Source organism: Proteiniclasticum sp. (assembly GCF_032054185.1).
Taxonomy (GTDB): Bacteria; Bacillota; Clostridia; order Clostridiales; family Clostridiaceae; genus Proteiniclasticum.
Genome location: NZ_DAMBTF010000002.1, coordinates 32,268 through 53,249, shown reverse-complemented (window position 1 = coordinate 53,249; position 20,982 = coordinate 32,268). Strand labels below are relative to the sequence as shown.

The window sequence follows — 20,982 nt, the reverse complement described above, 5'->3', positions numbered from 1 at the left end:
TTAATGTACGTTCTGTACTTAAATAAAGGAAAAGCAACATACCTGCCCTACCAGACCCTATCATTATTTTGAAAATGACAATGGGAATCATTGTTAATTTTAAGGAGGAAATACAAAATGAAAAAGATCATTTCTATGCTTGCATCCCTTGCACTTGTTGCATCTCTTGCAGCCTGCGGCGAAAAGACAGAAACTCCAGCTGAGACTCCAGGAGAAACTCCAGCTGAAACACCGGCAGAAACTCCAGAAGAAGACGAGGAGCCTGCTCAGGGTGTCACAGATACAACAATCAAAGTAGGTAACTCAGCTGCAACTTCAGGGGCTTATGCTCCAGTAGGTGTTCCATTCAATGCCGGTATCGAAGCTTACTTCAAGATGATCAACGATGCAGGCGGAGTAGATGGAAGAAAGATCGAGTTCGTGCACATGGATGACGAATTTGACCCGGTCAAAGGTAAAGCCGCTCTTTCCACACTTGTTGAAGATGAAGAAATCTTCGCTCTTGTCGGACACTTCGGCACACCAGTAGTTGGTGCGACAATTGAAGATGTCAAGGAATACGGCATTCCAGCGGTTTATTTCGCAACAGGTATCGGTCAGCTTTATAATGACAAAGCTGAAGGCAAAGACAGAGGAATTTTCCCTGTACAGCCGATCTACAAAACTGAAGGTCAGATCATGGTAGCTAGAGCTGTCGGTGACTTTGAAGCAAAGAAGATCGGTGTCATCTATACTAATGATGATGCTGGTAAGGACCTTTTCGCAGGTGTTGAAGCCAAGGCAAAAGAACTGGGTATCGAAGTTGTCGCTGAGCAGGTTGCTGCCGGTGCTACTGACGTATCTTCCGCTGTTACATCCATCAAAAATGCTGAAGTTGACTTCATCATCGGTGCTGCAATTCAGGCGACAATTCCAACAATCGTCAAGGAACTTGCTGCACAGAACGTAAACAAAGATGTCATCACAACTTATGTCAACGTATCCCCGGTTATTTCAGAAGCGGTCATCAATGAAATCAAGGGCAAGTTCGATGTATACGGACTTGGATGGGTTGATCTTGTTGAAAATGCAGATGCACTTAAAGAATTCGGCGAGTGGGCACCTGACTATGCAACAAACGTATATGCAATGACAGGATGGATCGCTGGACACTTCTTCGTTGAAGGTCTGAAGAGAGTTGAAGGAACAGTTACATGGGACAAGTACATGGACGCTCTTGAAAGCGAACCGATCAAGAACCCATTTGGCGGAATCATCGACTATGCCGGCGGACTTAGAGCAGGTACACAGGAAATGAACCTTGCAAAGGTCGGCGAAGTTGAAGGCGCACCAGGCTGGGAACCGGTTGACGGATTACAGTCAATGGATTCACTTCTAGGAAACTAGAGAGAAATTGAATATTGACCGATATGGACCGTGGGACACATAAAATCTCTCTGATCCCTGTTCCCTCAGTATGATTAGATATAGGAAACCCGCCGGTAGTTTCGGTGGAATAATGTGTCCTGATGTGAGATATTGGTCTAAGGTAAGGGCAGGCTGATACCTGCCCTTATTTTTATAAATGATATATGGTAAACAGGAGGAGTAAAAATGTCATACAAAGATAAAGTGATCACCCTTGAACAGGCTCTTGATATGATCAGATCCGACATGAATGTCGTGACAGGTCTTGGTGCAGGAGAAGCTCAGCTGATCATGAACAATATCCATACTATTGCCGAACGCGTGAAAAACGTGACCATAACAAACTGTCTGTCCATGTCAAATGGTGAATTTTTGAAAGAGGAATATATAGAGAACTTCAATATCGACGGATGGTTCTTCTCACCCCCTCTGAGAAAAGCTTTTAAGAATGGTAATATCTCTTTTATCCCCAATCATCTGCATCTGGCAGGATGGAAAAGACTTGATCATGTCAGACCCGATGTCTTTGTGGGGACAGCATCCATGCCGGATGAGCACGGATTCATCTCCCTATCCACGTCTAATACCTATGAATCCCAGATGATCGAAAAAGCTGATGTTGTTATTCTTGAGATCAACCCGAATTATCCAAGGACTTTCGGAGATGTGGAGATTCATTACTCCGATATCGACTATTTCATTGAAGCGGATTATGAGGTTCCATCACTTGTGAGCGTCGAGCCTAATGAGAAAGACATGAAGATCGGAAACTACATAGCCGATCTGATCCATGACGGAGATACCCTTCAGCTGGGGATCGGTGGAATCCCGAATGCTGTCGCACATGCGCTGAAGGGCAAGAAAGATCTGGGTATCCACACGGAGATGATGACTTCCGGGATGGTCGATCTTATCGAGTGCGGAGCGGTAACCGGCAAGAAAAAGAGTCTGCATAAGAACAAACATGTGGCTACATTTGCGCTAGGCAACAAGAAGCTGTATGATTTCATCGACAATAATCCATCGGTTATGATTCTGAACGGAAAATATGTCAATGATCCGGCCGTCATCGGACTCAATGACAACATGGTGTCCATCAATACCGCACTGGAAGTGGATCTTACAGGTCAGGTCTGCTCCGAATCCATCGGTCATATCCAGTTCTCCGGAACAGGCGGACAGGCAGATACGGCGGTTGGGGCACAGAATGCGAAGAACGGAAGAAGCTTCATTGCGCTTTACTCAACAGCTATGGTAAGAAACCCTGTAACTGGAGAAAAGGAAGAGAAATCGAAAATTGTACCGTTCCTTAAGCCTGGAGCCATTGTGACCCTCTCGAGAAATGATGTGGATATGGTGGTTACTGAATACGGTGTAGCACATCTCAGAGGAACAAATGTCAGAGAAAGAATATTGAGACTCATCGAGATTGCACATCCTGACTTCAGGCAGCAGATTATGAATGAAGCCCATGAACTTGGACTCATCTACAACAAATAGGAGGAGCTATGCCGAATTTCAGTTTTAACGGAAAGAAAGTCTATTACGAAACCCATGGCGAAGGCAAGCCTCTTATGCTTTTAAACGGCATCATGATGTCCACGAAGAGCTGGACAATCTTTAAAGATGCCTTCAGTCATCAGAACAGGCTGATCCTCTTGGATTTTCTGGATCAGGGTCAGTCTGAAAAGATGTCGGAGCCGTATACTCAGGACCTTCAGGTGGAAGTGGTGAAAGCGCTTATAGATGAGCTGGGCTATGACCGGGTGAATATTCTGGGCATTTCCTATGGTGGCGAAGTGGCACTCAATTTCATCACGAAATATGAGGAAATGGTGGATCGCCTTGTGCTTTTCAACACCACATACAGAACAAGCCCATGGCTGAAGGATATAGGCGATGCGTGGAATCTCAGCCGGGATAATGCCATGGACTATTATCTGACGACGATCCCTGTCATCTATTCTCCGAAATTCTACAATGAAAACAGAAAATGGATGGAAGACAGAAAGAAGCTGCTTACAGACACGGTGTTCAGCAACAAGGATTTTATGGATTCCATGGTCAGGCTGACCATCAGTGCGGAAACCCATGATGTCACCGAAGCGCTGAAGGGGATAAAAACAAGGACTCTTATCGTCAGCAGCGAAAATGATTTCATTACACCCAAGGAAGAACAGGGAGCGCTTCACAGGCTGCTCGTAAATTCCGACTATGTCATGATTCCGGAAACAGGCCACGGCTCCATGTATGAGCAGCCTGCACTATTTACAGCGCTGACCCTTGGGTATGTGAATGCTTCGGATCTTACCATGAGCGTACTGTAATTCCAGAATCTTAAGGTGTTTCATATTGGGCGCTAATATGATAAAATCGAAATGATATAAATTGGAGACCAGTCGATTTAAGATACATTAGGGAAAGACTGGCAGTTAGGAGATACATTGGAAGAGTTTGTAAATTTACCGAAAACCAAAAGAGGACAAAAAACGTTAGACAATATCGTCAGGTCCGCGGAAGAACTGTTCTTTGAGAAAGGGTACCATGCGACTTCCATCATTGATATCACCAATGAAGCGAATATTGCACTTGGCACATTCTATATCTATTTCAAAGACAAATACAGCCTGTACAAGTATCTGCTTTTAAGCTACAGCCATTCGATCAGAAAAGCCATCGCGCTGGATATCAAGCCAGGTCATACAAGATTCGAAGCGGAAAAAATCGGTCTTAAAGCGTTTCTTCAGTACATTCGGGATAACAAACATGTTTACAACATCATCTGGGAATCGCTCTACATCGATAAGACACTGTTTGTGGAATACTATGAGGATTTTGCGCAAAGATACACTCATGGTCTTGTGACCGCGCAGGAAAAGGGTGAGGTTGTTGATGTGGATCCGGTGATCCTCAGTTACCTGCTTATGGGTGTTTCCAACTTCATCGGTCTGAAATATGTGATGTTCGATGAAGAAAATGATGATGATTTTGAAGAAGTTGTGGATAAAGTCATGGACATCCTGAAATCGGGTATGTTCCTCAGTAAGAAATAAAATCCGCCTATCTGACAGGAATAAAAGCCAAACCGGGAAACTTGTTGTTTTCCAGGTTTGGCTTTTATCATTTTCAGGATCTTGTGTCTATGGGATCTATTTCATACGAGATATTTTCTTTGGGGATATGATAAGATGGACGCTTTTATTTCCGCACCATTTTTACTTCGAATAGAATGAGATGACCTTTGGGAAATCTGACTGATATACGGAAATTCATCTGTTCAATGATATCAGATACAGAATCATAAGATGCGCCGGATAAGCCAGGTAGAATCCGTATTTGAGCAGCTCGTTTTTTGGACCGGGCTTTCCGTTATAGTAGGAGATGAAGATTATACTGATGACTGAATACATCTGAAGGCCACCTGAGAGGAACAGATTCAACAGAGTGATGATTATGGCCATGACAATGTATTTCTTTGGCTCGGCAACCTTTCTCAGTCCAAAGATGGTGAGCATATAGAGAATTCCGAGGATTCCGTAATCACTTCTCAGAAACTCTGAAAAGAACATGGCAAAGATGAGACCCAGCATAGCCAGGACCGGTTTTTTTACAAAATAGACATCCAGCATATGGATGGCAATAAGACCTAAAAACAAAGTAAAGAAGATATTCTGGTGGCTGCTTTCGATTCTGCCTGAAAAGGCCAGATCAAACGGAACTTCCGAGATGAATGCAAAGATCAGAAGTCTTAAACTGTATTTACGGACATCTCTTGTATGGAAGTACCCTTCAACAAGAAGAAAGCAGAATATAGGGAAAGAGATTCTGCCGATAATTCTGAACCAGGGCTCAAAAGGAAAAAATATTGCACCCACATGATCGATGATCATGGTGACAAGCGCTATGAGTTTTAATAACATCGTATTCATCACAATCAGCCTCCTATCTTTGATTATAGTTAATCTTTAGAAGAAGTAGAAGAGCTTTCAGAAATAATAAAGCTCAGAAATCAAAGGGATTCTTTGGATTTCCGAGCTTCATTTTCTGAGCCTTTACTTTCTTTATTCTGAGGACTTCGGAAGCCAGGGGAAGAATTTCGGGGTTCTCCTTGCATAGGCTTTGAAGTCTTCTCTGTCTTTGTACTTTTTCTCAAGAAGGGGTACACCTGATACGTAGAGAAGAAGAAGAGTCATGATGATCGGGCTTATGATGAAGATCGCATCTCCGAAGTTTCCAAGTGATACAAGGAAGATTCCCCACCACATGGCGGATTCTCCAAAATAGTTCGGATGCCTTGTGTAAGCCCACAGACCTTCAGTCATCAGTTTACCTTTGTTTTCAGGCTTCGCCTTGAAGCTTTTTAGCTGGGCATCGCCGATGGTTTCAAAGAGGAAGCCGATGATCCAGAATGCGATACCCACATAGTTTATAAGGGTAAGGGTCTGAATCTCAGATGAATTTGTGCTGATGATGGGCAGCCCTACGATATAGGAAAGCACACCTTGAAGGAGAAAAACATTTGCGTATGCCTTCAGCAGCGGGAAAGAATCACCCCAGCGTTTTCTCATATTCACATAGCGGTAATCTTCAGGCTTGTTCCAGTTCCTTACCGTGATGTACAGGAACAGCCTCAGTGCCCACAAAGTGACCATAGCTGTAAGAATGAAGGAACGGATACCCGGTTCCTCCTGGATGATCAGGGTGTATACCGCAACGATGAGAAACGAGGGACCCCAGAAACTGTCTACGATGGAATTGTTCCTTAGGATCTGAGCTATGATGAAAATGATGGTGAAGAAAATTAGAAGAAGTAATGCACTTCCGATGTACGGGTTCATTCTGTTGCTCCTTTCTCGCACATGTAGGATACCGCGACTGCGCCGGCACCTGCACTCATGCCTACAATGGTGGAAATATTCATGATGTATTCCGGTTCAAAACCCAGAAGGGAGACACATCGCTCTTTAAGATCCGAACTTCTCTCCTCGTCATTGGCATGTACGATGGAATATCTGGTGATTTTTCTATCTTTCTGGTCTGATTTCATGATTTCTATGATTTTTGAGGTGTTGGATTTTTCGCTGAACGCTTTGGCGGCTATGGTGCCTTTTCCATCTGCATCAAGAGAGACTACGGGTTTAAGGTTTATGACAGCACCTGCCACACCTCCGACCTTACTGAGCCTTCCTGATTTCACCATGTATTTCAGAGTGTTGACGCTCACAAGGATTCTTGTCCTTTCTCGGAGTTCACTGATCTCCTCTACAATGCGCTCATAATCCATGCCTGTTTCTATGAGCTCTGCCGCTTTCATCACAAGAAGGCCTTCAGCTCCGGAGTTCTGCTTTGAGTCGATGACAAAGATCTTTTTGCCGGCAGACTGAAACTTCTCCGCTGCCCTGGCAAATACGCCATGGGTTCCGCTCTGGGCTTTTGCCACAGTGATGACGATGATCTCATCATAATGGGCGACGATGCTGCCAAGAAAGTTCTCGACGGTCTTCGGATTGGGCTGAGCGGATTTCGGATATTCTTCCACCTGATCAAGAAGAGGATAGAAGATTTCAGGAGTCATGGTGACCTTATCAAGATAGGTTGTACCGTCAAACACAAGGTTTAAAGGGAGCATATGGATCTGATGTTCATCAATGAATTCCTGAGGAAGATCTGCGATGGAATCTGTAACAAGAGCAATGGAATATTTTCTGTGATGAGCTGTTTCATTCTGACGGACCATATCATCAGCTTTCTGCTGGAGAATGGTTCCCTTGGTTTTCAGAAACTGAAAGACTTCGGAAGGTCTATTGGAGTGGATGTGGACTTTAACTTTTCCCTTGTTTCCGGCAACGATGAGCGAGTCACCAAAGGAAGAAAGGTCTTCTCTGATGTGGTCAAGATCCATATCGTTACCTGAGATCAGCGCTTCTGTGCAGTACCTTTCACTGATATCTGTGTGGTCATGAACAGGATACTCGCTGAACTCGATGTCCTCCTTACTTAGAGAACTGTCAGCTGCAAACAGACCGGTTTTCAGAAATCGTGTAAAGCCTTCGATGAAATAGACAAATCCCTTGGCACCGGAATCCACTACATGGGCATCTTCCAGAACCTTGAGTTTATTTGTTGTTTCTTTCAGAGAGATCATTGCATCCACCATGGATTTTGAAAGAAGGTCATGGAAATCTTTCGCGTGATCCTTATAACGGTTCACTGAGCTGGCCCATTCTCTGATTACGGTGATCATGGTGCCCTCAACAGGATTCGAGATGGCATGATAGGCGTGGGGTACTGCCGCATTGACCATATCTGCAAAGGACGGAATGGAAATCTGATGATCATCCTTGAGGCTCATGAAGATTCCGTTGATGTACTGAGCCACGATTATGCCTGAGTTTCCGCGGGCACCTGTAAGGGCGGCATCTGCTATGGAATTCATGGTCTCTTTAACCGTCAGTGCAATCTTCGATTCCTGTATGATGGAATTCATGGTATGGGAAAGATTGCTTCCGGTGTCTCCATCGGCTACAGGAAAGACATTGATGTCGTTGAGCACTTTATTGTGTCTCATGACCTCCTGGGCTCCGGATAAGAAAGAATAATACAGTTTTTCACTGTCCAGGTATAGTATGCTCATAAATTTACACTCCTTATTCTAGCGTATTTTGAACAGATTTGTTGCCACAAAATAGGTCAGTCCTGCTGTTGCAGCATTCAGGAATGTACCCCAGATGAGATCGATGATGGTGATATTCAGCGGCCAGTCTTTCAGGGTAGCAAGATTTGTCAGGTCATAGGTTCCATAGGCGATGAGTCCGAAGAACGCACCGACTGTAATGGCATACATGAGACTTTCTTTCTCGAGAGCCGGGCTGATGACAAAGAATACAAGTCCTGCGATGAACAGAAAATAGAAGATCAGTGCTGCAGGCCAGTTTACATTAGGTGCCATGAGGTGACCCAGGTATTCCTTGTACAGTTTCTTCGATATGACACCCAGCCAGACGATATCTACCAGAAAAAATATGACTAAAGTGATCAGGTACAGTTTTAAAAATTGCATGTCCTACTCCTCCTTGAGTTTTATTTTATGGTACTTATATTCATCTTAAAGTAAAGTTATATATAATAATTGAACAAATCGTTATATCTCACACTATTCTGTAATTTTATGGGAGATTAGCCCTCATCCCGGTAAATGACTGGTGATGTGCCGAAGAACAGTCTGGTCTTCATAGCTTCCTCCTCAAGAATTTTAAGTTCCAGAAGAAGAGTTTCATCCCCTGTGGGGTCTTCAGGAGTCTTGATTTCTTTAATCGGATTGTTTGTCCGTTTCAGCTGGTTGCTGTAGTTTTTCCACAGGCTGTTCCTGATCCTGTTTGCGCTCGAGGGAAGAGTCAGTATGGAAAGTATCCTGCTTTTGAATTCATCAAGAACATCTGAACTGGCATCTTCCTGTAAATCCGCCATTTCACGACCTAATATTCTTGCCAGAGGATTTCTGATCTCCTGGCAGAGGAACTTCAGCTTGTACCAGGCCTCATAGAGATCTTTGAGGCTCTCTATCTGCTGATGTAGAAGCCAGCTGTATGCCATGGCTCTTCTCTTTAGGTCCCAGAAGAGAATGGGGTCATCCATGATCTTCGGACTGACTGATACAGCACAATGATGCTGGATTCCTGACCCGATGATGAAAGGGGGAGCAGGAGATGCGGAAATATTTCTTTCATCGAGGACAAATTCTATTTCAGGATAGGTCTTCTTAAGTTCTGCTCTCTTTACGCTGGACCACAGGTCTTCTTCGAGGCCGATTGCGGTTTGATGTGAGATGATGATGTTTTCTTTGACCATGCTATCTGTTCTCCTTTTCAACCAGCAAATTCACTTTCTCCACATAGACTTTCATGGGAAACTTCCGCTCAAGGCCTTTGGCGTTCATGTAACGGACCACTCCGAAAACAGCTCTTTCCTTCCATGGTCGGTCATGCTTGCCGAAGCACCATGCGATGCCGGCAAACCCGTTCGGGTCTCTCCCGTCAAGACTGTATTTATTGTTGAGATATACAGCCCGGTCATAGGCTTCACCGGGTGTCTTTGTCCATTCTATGATTTTCTTTCCCCAGTACATCCTCATGTATCCGTTCATTTTGCCTGTATGAACCATTTCAAGCTGAGCGGAGTTCCAGTAGGGGTCATGGGTTTTACCTTTTTCCAGCTCTTCCTGAGTATAGAGAAAAGGTCGTTCATCTTCCTTATGCTTCTCAAGGGTTGTCCGTGCAAAGGAGGCAATGGACAGGTAGGTATCGTAGTTCTCGTTTCTTTCCACGAAGTTCATGGCAAGCTCCCTTCTTGTGATCAGCTCATCCAGAAACACTCTTCGGCTCTCGATGTGCCGATCAGGAAGAGAAAGATAGATTTCAAGGGGCGAGATCTGACCGAAATGAAGGTATGGAGAGAGATTCGAAACCTTCTCCTCTGAAGGATCGTTTTTCAGCGTCATATAATCTACCAGCCTGTTTTCGATGAATTCTTCAAGATGTTTTCTCGCTTCATTATACCCGCCCCTGAAATACTCGGGTACGGCAGGAACATCTCGCCTGATATCCAGTGCGCTGAGAATTTCTTCCAGATCCTCAAAGATCATCGGCGACCCTTCGAGCTTGAGATGAAGGGAAGAGCGTTTAGGGGTTCTCTTTTCCAGAGGAAGCGCATATTGAGGAAGAAGTCTTTCAATCTTTCGTCTTATGGTCGCCGCCGAATACTCCTCCTTCATGGAAGTCTCATCAGCAGGCACCATGACGTTCGATTCGACCTGAACCACCGGGCATTTCACTTTCAGAAGAAGCTCTTCTCTCCAGACTCTTTCTATTCTTAAATATCCTCTGTCGGTAACAAGAAGTGCTGCCGATTTTGAGAGAAGCGCTGCACCTTCAGAAGGGGATCCCTGATGGACGTAAAACCTGATTCCGTCTACTTCCAGCTCTTTTTTGACTTCCAGTAGTCCTTCGACCATGAACTGATAGTGCCTTAAAGAGGCCTCAGGAAAGTCATCGGTGAGCCCGAAGAAGACAACGAGCGGAAGATTTAACCTGTCTGCCTGATTAATGGCATAGGCAAGGGCATGGTTAAAGGATGTTCTCTGGGATGACTGCATCCAGTAAAGGACATATTCACCGTCATTTTCGGGAAGAGTGTTTTTATGCTGGATGCGTCTCTCAGGAATCATTTTTAAGCCTCCTTGTTTAAATATCCATTCCGATCTTGCCGTCTTTGATTTCAATGATTCTGTCGGCCTTTTCAGCGATTCTTCGATCATGGGTGATGACGACAAAAGTGGTCTTGAATTTTTCGTTGATGTCTCTGAGCAGATTGTAGATGGTTTCGGTGGTATCTGAATCCAGATTTCCTGTAGGCTCATCGGCAAGGATGATCTTCGGATTGTTCATAAGAGCTCTTGCGATGGCCGTTCTCTGCTGCTGACCACCGGACATGTTGGTGGCCAGATTGTTTTTGACCTTTTCAAGGCCGACAAGGTTCATCAGTTCATTAGCTCTGTCGATGGTTTCTTTGCTTACTCTCTCATCGATGATTCTATGAGGCATGAGGACATTTTCGAGGGCTGTGAATTCGGGCAGCAGGTAGTGGAACTGGAAGATGAAGCCCATGGTTCTGTTTCTCAGATCGGCCAGTTCGTTTTTCTTCATCTGATCGGTTCTTTTTCCGTCAATGAACACTTCACCGCTGGTGGGTTTATCCAGTGTGCCGACGATGTTAAGGAGCGTGCTTTTACCGCTACCTGACTGACCGATGATGGAATTGAAACTGCCTTCTTTGATGTCCAGATTAAGGTCGTAGAGAACCTGTGTCTTGACAGCGGTGCCGTATATTTTATTGATGTTTTTCAGTTCGATTATTGAATTATGCATTTCTGATCACCTCTATCGGATCTAGTTTTGAAGATTTTCTTGCGGGGATTAAGGCGGCTATTACTGATGCGATGACTGCTATAAGAGCAGATGCGCCTATGAATATCGGGTCGATGAACAGTGGAACCACTGGAGTTCCGTCAGGATTCAGCGCAAACTTTGTGAATACGAATGCCAGGGTGAGTCCGAGAATCACCCCAAGGATCGCACCTGCTACGCCAAGGAGAAGGCCCTGGAAAAGGAAGATGAGACTTGAGGTCTTATCCCTGATACCCATGGCTTTCAGGATACCGATCTGCTTGGATTTCTGAACAACCGTGATGGCCAGGATGCTTGCGATACCCAGAAGTACGGAAATCATGACGAATACCTGAATCATGAGGCTTGATACACTCTGACCGTTAAGTCCGCTGAGAAGATCCTCATTCTGTGCTTTCCAGTTCTCCACGACAAGTTCCTCACTATTTAACCGCTCTTCGATGGATGCGGCTATGGTATCGGCAGCAAAGACATCCTTGACCTGCATATTGATGCTGGATACGCGCTCGTCCATACCGAACATGTCCTGAGCAGTCTTAAGGGTTGTGATGGTCCATGAGCTGTTTAATGAAGAGACACCGAGGTTGAAGATACCTGTCACGGTGAAGGTCTGATTCTCTCCCTGATTTGTGAGAACCTCCAGTTCATCACCGACTTTTATACCTGCCTCTGTCTGAAGGTCGATTCCGATGAGCACTTCATAGTCATTTTCGGGAATCTCGCCTTCAACAATGCTCTCTTTGATGTTGTATAAGCTGTCCGCTTCTTCGATATCGAATCCTCGGACAAGGATGCTGTAGGTGTCATCGTCAATGCTGATGAGGGCTGGTCCGTCAGCTGCAACAGAAAGGTTGATGACTTCCGCTTCATTGTCTTTAATGGAGCTTAGAATATCCTCATAGTCCGAGATGAGCTTGTCCTCATTGTCCGCTTTAAGGGTAATCTGAGGCTGATTTCCGATGGTGGTGTCCACCAGCGACTTTTGAAGACCCTGAATGAGGGATCCTATAAATATCTGGACTGAGACACCGATTGCTATGCCCAGGGCAATAAGCAGGGTCTGTCCTTTGCTTGATTTCAGAAATCTTAATGCGATTCTAAATGGAAGTTTCATCTGTATGTCCTCCTGATATGGAAATGATGTCGTTGAATGTGGTGAGATAATAATCAGCATGAAGAATCTGTGCTTTCTCGCCAAGTTTTGCGATGGCATTGCCGCCAACGATGATTCTGACTTCCTTGTCCACCTTTCTGATTTCCTCAATGGTGTTTCTGGCTGAGATCAGATTATAGGGATTGGAAATGCTGATGGCGATGTAGTCCATCTTCTGGGATTTCACACCTGAGAGGAATACACTTTTTGGCGTGTTCCCACCGACAAAGGTGGCCTTGTAGCCCAGCATGGTGAAGTAGTCTGTGATCATTCTTGCACCAAGCTCATGATACTCTTCAACCGGACAGATGACGGCAATGTTCTTTTCACTGATCACGCCGAATTTGTCATCTCTTTCTTTCACAACGTAAGGGTAGCAGTTTTCGACGATGGTTCTGATGATGGAGGTTCTTATGTGTTCCTTCCATATATCTGCCTGAAGATCCCCGGTGCTTTCCATCATATTCAGTGAAGGTGTAAGTACAGACTCATAGACTTCTATGATGCTCAGGTGTTTATCTTTGAGGAGACTCATGACATATTTCAGTGATTTTTCTCTGTCTTCTGTTAAAATGATTGCATTAAACTCAGATAAGTAATTTTCCATAACACACCTCATGTTTATTTTATTGTATCTCTATAAGTGTTATGATATACCACGTTTTGAAATATTGCAAACAATTTAATTATATAAATTGCAATTTATCACAATTCGTGATTTAATAGAATCAGAAAAATAACCCGCAATGAAATAACACATTTTGAGAGATAAAAAGGAGGGATCGGTGCACCACATCATGGGGTACCGTAAAAGCAATGAATAATGAATTTTCCCTACGTATAAAAGAACAGAGAAAGAAACATGGTCTTACTCAGAAAGAAGCCGCACAGGCTTTAGGCATCGGTCAGACCACAATCGCAAATTATGAAAATGGAACCAGAGTGCCTGATCTTATGAAAGTCGGAGAGATTGCCGATCTCTATAATGTTTCGGTAGATTACCTTCTTGGCAGAGAAAGCTATGAAGTCAAGGCGGCCGAAGACAGGAAAAAGGATGAGATTCCGGATTACAGTTATGAGGAATACATGAAAAGTCTTCTTGACGGCAACAAGAAGCTGGTGAGAAACATTCTGCTCTCTTTTCTGAAAAAAGGGGTGCCGTCAGTGACCATCTACAGAGAGTACATTGAACGCTCTTTAAAGGAAGTGGGGGAGCTGTGGGAAAAAGGAACTCTTCCTATATGGAAGGAACATTTCATCTCCGAGCTCTCACTTGAGAACATGGCACTGATCAAAAGAAGGAAATACCAGGAAATCGAACCGGAGAGACCTATTCTTCTGATCACACCAGGAGCCGAGCAGCACAGTATCGGTCTGAAAATGATCGGCGATATGCTGGAGGCGAACGGTCATAACGTCATGTTCCTTGGAAATCTCATTCCGACAGATAACATCATTCATGCCATCAAGGACAGAAAGCCCTATGCCATCCTTCTGTCCGTCACTATGCCTTATCATATAGAAGCTGCAAAAATGCTGATCGATGTGATCAAGCAGAATTTCGGGGCGAAAGCGCCGACCATCCTTATCGGAGGAACCGCTTTTGACCATGTGGAAAATGTCGCCACAATTACAGGGGCAGATAAACACTGCATGAACATAGACGATATCGAGAGGAATCTGAGAAGAATATAGCTGAAAAAAGGCAGCCTGTTTCTTAAGGAAACGGGTTGTCTCAGCTCTTCGCATATCATACAATAGTGCATAGAAAGAAGGTGAGAGAATGCCCTACGACATGAATGAAGTACTGTTTGCATTTATGCTGACCATATTTGCCGGACTTGCAACGGGTGTTGGAAGTATTCTGGCTTTTTACACGAAAAAAACCAACAAGAAATTTCTTTCTGCTGCGCTTGGGTTTTCCGCTGGTGTCATGATCTATGTATCCATGGTGGAAATCTTCGTAAAAGCGAGAGATTCTCTTGAAGCTGCCCATGGTGCGAGCAGAGGTTATCTTTATACCACTCTGGCATTTTTTGCTGGAATCTTTATTATCGGAATCATCGACAAACTTGTACCTAAAGGTGAAAATCCTCATGAAGTCAAGGATCCTGAGGATATGGATGTCTCACCTGAAAAGAGGAGAGAAGCCCTTGAATCCAGCCATCTTTTAAGAATGGGGATGTTTTCGGCTCTTGCCATTGCAATCCATAACTTTCCGGAAGGTCTTGCTACCTTCATTGCAGCCCTTGAGGATCCGACCATGGGTATCAGTATTGCTGTTGCCATTGCCATTCATAATATTCCTGAAGGAATTGCCGTTTCTGTTCCGATCTACTACGCCACAGGAAGCAGAAGAAAGGCTTTCAAGTATTCATTCCTTTCCGGTCTTTCAGAACCTTTAGGCGCGATCATCGGATACTTTCTTCTGGCGAACTTCTTGTCCGAATCCATGTTCGGCATCGTATTTGCGGTGGTTGCAGGAATCATGGTCTATATCTCTCTGGATGAGCTTCTACCTGCTGCAGAGAAGTACGGCGAACACCATATCGCCATCTATGGACTGATTTCAGGCATGATGGTCATGGCGGCAAGCCTCGTCCTGTTCAGCTGACCCAAAGAGGAAAAGAGATAAATTGAAATTAAAAAAAATACAGTCATGGAGAATGAACCACATTCTCCATGACTGTATTTTTTTACTTACATAAGATTAAGATACTAAAATCAGCGGTTAAGTTTCAAGAGGAAATGAGTGGTCAGAAACAGATCCACATTCTCTCTCTGCACGGGGATATAGGAAAGTGTATGGGGTACTCCTAGAATGTAAGAGGTGCTGTCCATGCACTCGATGCGTAGGGTATATATTCTGGAGAGAAATCTCTTCTTCATGCTGATCTCTTTCACCTGAGATAAAGGGATGTGCAGAGTATCCTCCTTTTCCAGTTTTCTGCTCAGACTTACGAGGGTTATGTCACTGCCGCTAAATCCTGCAAAAACGGGGAAGACACAGCTTTTTTTATTTACTTTGATCATATCTCCGGCAAAATGGCCGTCGAATCGTTGTTTTTCTTCATAAGCTAGGGCTTCAAAAATACTGACCATTGCTTTGTATGCATTCTCTTCTATATCTGTCATTTTCACTATCCCTTTCGAAGCTTTTGAATCTGAGGATAAAATGAAAGTCATGCATGAGAAAAATCCTCATACATGACCTTAATCTATGGTCGGAGTGACAAGACTTGAACTTGCGACCTCTTGACCCCCAGTCAAGCACGCTACCATCTGCGCTACACCCCGATAGCCAAATCTAATTATATCCTATCACATATCAGGAATCAAGGGTAGTGATGAGCAAAAATGTGGCCTCTATCTTCGTCTGAAAGTTTCAGCCGTATGCACTTGTATTTTATTTCTGTTTGTCATATGATTACATGTGAATATGATAATATGAAGGAGGGAGTGAATGGAAACCCTGAAAATCATTAAAGCCCTGGGAGATGAAAACAGGCTTAGGCTCGTCAATATTCTCTATGAAGATGAGCTCTGCGGCTGTGAAGTGGAAGGAATCCTTCAGATGACCCAGTCCAATGTCTCAAGGCATCTGTCCAGATTAAGCGATGCGAAGATAACAGTTTTCAGAAAAGATGCGAAGTACAGCTATTACAAGCTGGATAAGGAAACACTGAAAGAGCATCCGATGATCGCTCTGACTGTTGCAGACCTTAGGAAAGAAAAAATCTATCAGGAGGACCTTTTAAGGCTCAGCGCCTATAAGACAAGAGGACTCTCCTGTGACACCATAAAGGAAAACATTCTGATGTTTACGACAACCGGTTAAAATAATAGAAGAAAGGCGGAAATATAAATGAATATGAAAAGAGAAATGACAGATGTGATGGCAGAGGGAACAGCAAAGCTTGTGAAGCCTGTGGAGATAAAAATCTATGAAAAGGCACTCTGCTGCGAAAGCGGTGTCTGTGGACCATCCGTGGATCCTGAGCTTCTAAGAATCACAACGACCGTCAGAGGACTGAATAAAAGAGGATTCAAAGTGAGAAGATACAATCTTTCCATGAGTCCTATGGAATTCACGAAGGTTCCGGAGGTCACGGAAATCATGAAAAATGAAGGAATAGAGACGCTGCCCATAACCGTAATGGACGGAAAAGTCGTGAAGAAATCCGGATATCCTACAGCTGAAGAATTTAAAGCCTGGACGGGTGTAGATCCCGTAGAATTGTCGGACGATGCCGGTAAGATGCTGACCCTTTAGACTGAGGAGGAAATCATGAACTTATATCAGACAGAACAATTTGAAGAATACAAGTATCTTTTCTATACAGGAAAGGGCGGTGTGGGCAAGACCTCCACTGCATCATCCACCGCAGTGGGTTTTGCCGAAAAAGGAAAAAAAGTGCTCCTTGTGAGTACGGATCCCGCATCAAATCTTCAGGATATCTTCAATATCGATTTTACAAAGGACATCACTGAGCTTAAGGAAGTGGAGAACCTCCATGTCATGAATCTTGATCCCATAAAATCCGCTGCAGAATATAAGGAAACTGTTGTTGCGCCTTATAGAGGGATTCTTCCTGAAAGTGCCATCATCAATATGGAAGAGCAGCTATCGGGGTCCTGTACTGTGGAAGTTGCAGCATTCAATGAATTTACGAACCTTCTATCCAATGAGGATCTGAGAAAGAAGTATGATCACATCATTTTTGATACTGCTCCAACCGGACATACCCTGAGAATGATTGAACTGCCTTCTGCATGGACAAGCTTTCTGGACAGCAACACTTCAGGTGCAAGCTGCCTCGGACAGCTCTCCGGACTTGAAGGCAACAGAGAAGTCTACAGAAATTCCATGGATGTACTGTCAGATGAAAGCCTCACAAAGATCATTCTGGTATCAAAGGCAGATGAATCTCCGCTTAAAGAAGCGGCAAGAGCCGGAGCCGAGCTTAGGGACATCGGGGTCGCCAATCTCACCCTGGTCGTCAATGGCGTCGTTATTGATGAGGATGCCAGGGGAATCCGACTGGAAATGAAAAGGAAGCAGGAAAATGCGCTTAGGGAGATACCTGAGTTTCTGAAGGATGTCGAGACTTTCTACATTCCTCTGAGATCCTACGATATGAACTCTCTTGCGAACATCAGACTCATGCTGAATAGCGTCTCGGGAAAACTGGTGATTGAAGAGCTTCATGCAAAGGAACACATGAGTCTTAAGGAAGTGGCCAGAGAGATAAGGGAAGACGGGACAAGGGTCCTCTTTACCATGGGAAAAGGCGGAGTGGGTAAAACGACCATGGCCTCAGCTATTGCTTTATACCTCTCAAAGGAAGGGATGAAGGTCCATCTTACGACCACAGATCCGGCGAATCACCTGAGCGAAACTTTATCCGGTAACGAGAACCTCGTCATCACCGCCATTGATGAGGAAGCCGAGCTTGCGTCATACCGTGAGGAAGTCCTTTCCAAGGCAGAAGGGGCATCCCAGGAAGATATCGACTATATTGAGGAAGATCTGAGAAGCCCATGTACCCAGGAAATTGCGGTATTTCGAAAGTTTGCAAAGATCGTCAAGGGAAGCGAAGAGGATATCGTCATCATCGATACAGCACCAACAGGACACACACTTCTCCTTCTTGATACGACAGAGAGCTATCACAAGGAAGTGGAAAGAAGCCAGGGTGACATTCCGGATGAAGTCAGGGAGCTTCTTCCTAGGCTCAGAAATCCGAAGGAGACGAAGGTCATCATCGTTGCACTTCCTGAGCCGACTCCGTTCCATGAAGCGAAAAGACTTCAGGAGGATCTGAAACGAGCAGATATTCATGTTTCCAGCTGGATCGTGAATCAGTCCCTGCTCTTAAATGATACTGAGGATGAGTTCCTCAGGGAGAAAAGCGAAGGCGAAAAGAAATGGATCAACAGCATCAGTGATGTGACAGAGGGAAGATACACTCAGATTCCATGGATCAGAGAAGATCTTAAAGAAGAAGGTCTGCTGAGACTCTTTCAGTCATAAAGTTTACAGTATTTTTCTATAATATTAACTTCCGGGATTTCACCCCGATGTATAATATAATCATCAAAGCTTAAGGCGAAAGGAGATTGAATGCCATGCTCGAAGCAAAGGACGCATACTGCACAAACTGTGAAAGGATCACCTATTTCATTCCTGTTGAAACAGGTTATGAATGCCAAAGCTGCAAGGCGATCAATACCATGCGGGGAATGAAGGATATTTCTGAAGACCCTGAGCTGAAAGCGGATACGGTTGTGGATCTGTACCAGCCTGATGATATCGAATAATGTGACAGGATAATGGGCAAGGATGTATTTCCTTGCCTTTTCAATTGATATGAGCGTAAAAAGAAGGTAAACTAAGAAAGTACATTAAAATGGAACAAGTATGCCATGGAGGAAAATGATGCTTTCGGATAAAGTATACGGATTTATCAAAGAGAAAAACCTGATCAGAGAGAATGACCGGATTCTTGTCGCTTTTTCCGGTGGTACGGATTCTCTTGCACTGCTTCTGATTCTTCATGAACTGAAGGAAAGCCTGAAGATTGAGATCGGTGCATGTCATCTGAATCATATGCTCAGAGGAAATGATGCCGACGAGGATGAAAATTTCACAAGAGAGATCGCCAGGAAGCTTAATATCCCTTACTACAGCGTGAAGACGGACGTTAAAGCCTATGCAAGAGAGAATAAGCTCTCACTTGAAGCTGCCGGAAGAGAGCGAAGATATGTATTCTTTAAGGATGTTATGGTAAATCATAAGTACGACAGGTGTGCGACAGCACATCATCTGGATGATCAGGTGGAGACAGTGCTCATGAACATCATGAGGGGAAGCGGTTTAAACGGTCTGACGGGAATGTCGCCTTTAAGGGAAGAATTTGTGAAGCCCCTGCTTTTTCTCAAAAAGGAAGAACTGGCAACCTATCTCAAGGAGAAAAACCTTGAGCCCAGAGAAGACGATTCAAACCTCGAAAGTGTTTTCAGAAGAAACAAGGTCAGAAACGAACTGGTACCGTATATCAGAGAGAACTTTAATGAAGATTTTCCGGAGACGATCTGGCGTATGGCGGAGCTTCTGTCATCTGATTCAGATTTTCTCGAAGAAACAGCCGAGGAAAAGGTGAAGAGCCTGCTTCTCTTTGAGGACAGTCATAGCGTCATCATCAGAAAAGAGGCATTTAACCTTCACCTGGCGATACTCACAAGACTCATTCAGAAAGCGCTGAAAAGGGTCAAGGGAAACCTTTCGGATATCGAAGAGATTCATATCAGAGAGATCATCGCACTGAAGGAGAAAGAGACCGGAAAGATCATCGACATCAAAGAGGGCATAACCGCCCGTAACGATTATGGACAGATCATTATTGAAAGAAAAAAAACAGCAGAAAGGGAAGAAAGTATGCTTCATGAGGAACTGACTATTCCAGGAACCTATGTGGTTGAGGGAAAAACCATAACCTTCAGATATGTGGGTCGGGATGAAATCGTAAAGGACAAGAAACTGAGATTCTTCAACGGAGATATCATTGAGGAGAAGATCATCGTCAGACACAGGGATGAAGGGGACAGAATGAGACCCTTCGGAATGAACGGCTACCGTAAACTGAAAAATATCCTGATCGACAAAAAGATCAGCAGAGAAGACCGGGATACTCTCCTTATCTTTCAGAACAGAAACGAAATCTTCTATATCGGTACCATGATCATCAGCGATGATTATAAAGTCAAAGAAAGCACACAGAAAATTTTAGAAGTCGGGATTTTTGAGGAGGAAAACAGATGATAGCAGATGATGTCAAGGAGATACTGATCAGCCGTGAAGAGCTGGCGGAAAAATGCAGAGAACTGGGCGTAAAGATCAGCGAAGATTTCAGAGAGAAGGATCTGGTTCTTGTGGGGATTCTCAAGGGATCAGTTGTATTCATGACTGACCTTATGAAGGAAATCACCATACCCTGCAGTATAGAGTTCATGGAGGTTTCAAGCTACGGTACAGGTGCTGAGAGCTCAGGTGTCGTGAAGATCAACAAGGATCTTGATATGGATATCACCGGAAAGCACATCCTGATCATTGAAGACATCATCGATACAGGACTGACCTTAAGCTATCTTGTGGATTACCTTAAAACCAGAAAAGCGGCAGGAATCGATATTGTCTGCCTGCTGGACAAGAAGGAACGAAGAACCAGAGAAATTCCCGTAACCTACGTCGGATATGAGGTTCCAGATGAGTTCATTATCGGCTACGGCATCGATTATGCGGAAAAATATCGGAATCTCCCCTATGTCGCTTCGCTGAAGGATGAAGTCTACAGGAAATAACAAATAATCCTTTATTATTTGATCATTTCCTAGTAGAATAAATAGTATACAATTTAATTGAAGAAGAGTCCCTTCTTTGATGCAGAAAAGAAAGGAGCA

22 protein-coding genes and 1 tRNA gene are annotated in these 20,982 nt (G+C 44.1%); 12 read left to right on the top strand and 11 right to left on the bottom strand.

Annotation, left to right across the window (positions count from 1 at the left end):
• Positions 1-117 precede the first annotated feature (117 nt).
• The 4 genes from RTX25_RS01300 to RTX25_RS01285 all read left to right on the top strand — a co-directional run bounded on the left by RTX25_RS01300 (position 118) and on the right by RTX25_RS01285 (position 4,460).
• Entirely contained in the window at positions 118-1,386 is a 1,269-nt protein-coding gene (locus tag RTX25_RS01300; protein ID WP_312649584.1) for an ABC transporter substrate-binding protein, read from the top strand.
• Between the two features lie 207 nt (positions 1,387-1,593).
• A complete protein-coding gene (locus RTX25_RS01295) occupies positions 1,594-2,907 on the top strand; it encodes an acetyl-CoA hydrolase/transferase C-terminal domain-containing protein (protein ID WP_312649582.1) in 1,314 nt (437 codons plus the stop codon).
• 8 nt (positions 2,908-2,915) lie between these two features.
• Entirely contained in the window at positions 2,916-3,734 is an 819-nt protein-coding gene (locus RTX25_RS01290; RefSeq protein ID WP_312649580.1) for an alpha/beta hydrolase, read from the top strand.
• 117 nt (positions 3,735-3,851) lie between these two features.
• A complete protein-coding gene (locus tag RTX25_RS01285) occupies positions 3,852-4,460 on the top strand; it encodes a TetR/AcrR family transcriptional regulator (protein ID WP_312649578.1) in 609 nt (202 codons plus the stop codon).
• A 216-nt stretch (positions 4,461-4,676) separates the two neighbouring features.
• Here the strand turns inward: RTX25_RS01285 and RTX25_RS01280 are convergent, their stop codons facing one another.
• The 9 genes from RTX25_RS01280 to RTX25_RS01240 form a co-directional block, all read right to left on the bottom strand.
• Positions 4,677-5,336, bottom strand: a complete 660-nt coding sequence (locus tag RTX25_RS01280; RefSeq protein ID WP_312649575.1) for a TraX family protein — start codon at positions 5,334-5,336, stop codon at positions 4,677-4,679.
• Positions 5,337-5,468: 132 nt separating this feature from the next.
• On the bottom strand, positions 5,469-6,245 hold the full coding sequence (locus RTX25_RS01275) for a DUF1295 domain-containing protein (protein WP_312649573.1): 777 nt from the start codon (positions 6,243-6,245) through the stop codon (positions 5,469-5,471).
• On the bottom strand, positions 6,242-8,041 hold the full coding sequence (locus RTX25_RS01270; RefSeq protein WP_312649572.1) for a DegV family protein: 1,800 nt from the start codon (positions 8,039-8,041) through the stop codon (positions 6,242-6,244). Before RTX25_RS01270 ends, RTX25_RS01275 begins: the two co-directional genes overlap by 4 nt.
• Before the next feature lie 18 nt (positions 8,042-8,059).
• Complete coding sequence (locus tag RTX25_RS01265; RefSeq protein ID WP_312649570.1) at positions 8,060-8,467, bottom strand: DUF2177 family protein; 408 nt, start codon at positions 8,465-8,467, stop codon at positions 8,060-8,062.
• A gap of 116 nt (positions 8,468-8,583) precedes the next feature.
• Complete coding sequence (locus tag RTX25_RS01260) at positions 8,584-9,255, bottom strand: hypothetical protein (protein WP_312649569.1); 672 nt, start codon at positions 9,253-9,255, stop codon at positions 8,584-8,586.
• Between the two features lies 1 nt (position 9,256).
• The gene (locus RTX25_RS01255; RefSeq protein ID WP_312649567.1) at positions 9,257-10,630 is read right to left on the bottom strand and encodes a deoxyribodipyrimidine photo-lyase; all 1,374 of its coding nucleotides are present in this window, start codon (positions 10,628-10,630) and stop codon (positions 9,257-9,259) included.
• Between the two features lie 16 nt (positions 10,631-10,646).
• The gene (locus RTX25_RS01250; RefSeq protein ID WP_312649566.1) at positions 10,647-11,330 is read right to left on the bottom strand and encodes an ABC transporter ATP-binding protein; all 684 of its coding nucleotides are present in this window, start codon (positions 11,328-11,330) and stop codon (positions 10,647-10,649) included.
• Positions 11,323-12,483 carry an ABC transporter permease gene (locus RTX25_RS01245; protein ID WP_312649564.1) on the bottom strand — a complete coding sequence of 387 codons (1,161 nt, stop codon included), beginning with the start codon at positions 12,481-12,483 and terminating at the stop codon, positions 11,323-11,325. The genes RTX25_RS01250 and RTX25_RS01245 overlap by 8 nt, the downstream gene beginning before the upstream one ends.
• Positions 12,467-13,129, bottom strand: a complete 663-nt coding sequence (locus tag RTX25_RS01240) for a cobalamin B12-binding domain-containing protein (protein ID WP_312649563.1) — start codon at positions 13,127-13,129, stop codon at positions 12,467-12,469. The genes RTX25_RS01245 and RTX25_RS01240 overlap by 17 nt, the downstream gene beginning before the upstream one ends.
• Positions 13,130-13,338: 209 nt before the next feature.
• Here RTX25_RS01240 and RTX25_RS01235 point away from each other — a divergent pair, with 209 nt between their 5' ends.
• Together RTX25_RS01235 and zupT are read left to right on the top strand one after the other, a co-directional pair.
• Positions 13,339-14,217 carry a helix-turn-helix domain-containing protein gene (locus RTX25_RS01235; protein WP_312649561.1) on the top strand — a complete coding sequence of 293 codons (879 nt, stop codon included), beginning with the start codon at positions 13,339-13,341 and terminating at the stop codon, positions 14,215-14,217.
• A 100-nt stretch (positions 14,218-14,317) separates the two neighbouring features.
• The gene (zupT, locus tag RTX25_RS01230; RefSeq protein WP_312649812.1) at positions 14,318-15,136 is read left to right on the top strand and encodes a zinc transporter ZupT; all 819 of its coding nucleotides are present in this window, start codon (positions 14,318-14,320) and stop codon (positions 15,134-15,136) included.
• Positions 15,137-15,246: 110 nt separating this feature from the next.
• Here zupT and RTX25_RS01225 read toward each other — a convergent pair whose 3' ends face one another.
• Both RTX25_RS01225 and RTX25_RS01220 read right to left on the bottom strand, forming a co-directional pair.
• Positions 15,247-15,657: a hypothetical protein gene (locus RTX25_RS01225; RefSeq protein WP_312649559.1), complete on the bottom strand. Its 411-nt coding sequence runs from the start codon at positions 15,655-15,657 to the stop codon at positions 15,247-15,249.
• A gap of 86 nt (positions 15,658-15,743) precedes the next feature.
• Positions 15,744-15,819, bottom strand: a tRNA-Pro gene (locus tag RTX25_RS01220).
• A 166-nt stretch (positions 15,820-15,985) separates the two neighbouring features.
• Between RTX25_RS01220 and RTX25_RS01215 the strand changes: the two genes are divergently transcribed.
• The 6 genes from RTX25_RS01215 (at position 15,986) to hpt (ending at position 20,883) form a co-directional block, all read left to right on the top strand.
• Positions 15,986-16,360 carry a metalloregulator ArsR/SmtB family transcription factor gene (locus RTX25_RS01215; RefSeq protein WP_312649556.1) on the top strand — a complete coding sequence of 125 codons (375 nt, stop codon included), beginning with the start codon at positions 15,986-15,988 and terminating at the stop codon, positions 16,358-16,360.
• A gap of 27 nt (positions 16,361-16,387) precedes the next feature.
• Complete coding sequence (gene arsD / locus RTX25_RS01210) at positions 16,388-16,795, top strand: arsenite efflux transporter metallochaperone ArsD (protein ID WP_312649555.1); 408 nt, start codon at positions 16,388-16,390, stop codon at positions 16,793-16,795.
• A 15-nt stretch (positions 16,796-16,810) separates the two neighbouring features.
• On the top strand, positions 16,811-18,556 hold the full coding sequence (gene arsA / locus RTX25_RS01205) for an arsenical pump-driving ATPase (RefSeq protein WP_312649553.1): 1,746 nt from the start codon (positions 16,811-16,813) through the stop codon (positions 18,554-18,556).
• Between the two features lie 95 nt (positions 18,557-18,651).
• Complete coding sequence (locus RTX25_RS01200) at positions 18,652-18,843, top strand: hypothetical protein (RefSeq protein WP_312649551.1); 192 nt, start codon at positions 18,652-18,654, stop codon at positions 18,841-18,843.
• 118 nt (positions 18,844-18,961) lie between these two features.
• A complete protein-coding gene (gene tilS / locus RTX25_RS01195; RefSeq protein ID WP_312649549.1) occupies positions 18,962-20,344 on the top strand; it encodes a tRNA lysidine(34) synthetase TilS in 1,383 nt (460 codons plus the stop codon).
• Complete coding sequence (hpt, locus tag RTX25_RS01190) at positions 20,341-20,883, top strand: hypoxanthine phosphoribosyltransferase (RefSeq protein ID WP_312649547.1); 543 nt, start codon at positions 20,341-20,343, stop codon at positions 20,881-20,883. The genes tilS and hpt overlap by 4 nt, the downstream gene beginning before the upstream one ends.
• Positions 20,884-20,982: the final 99 nt, after the last annotated feature.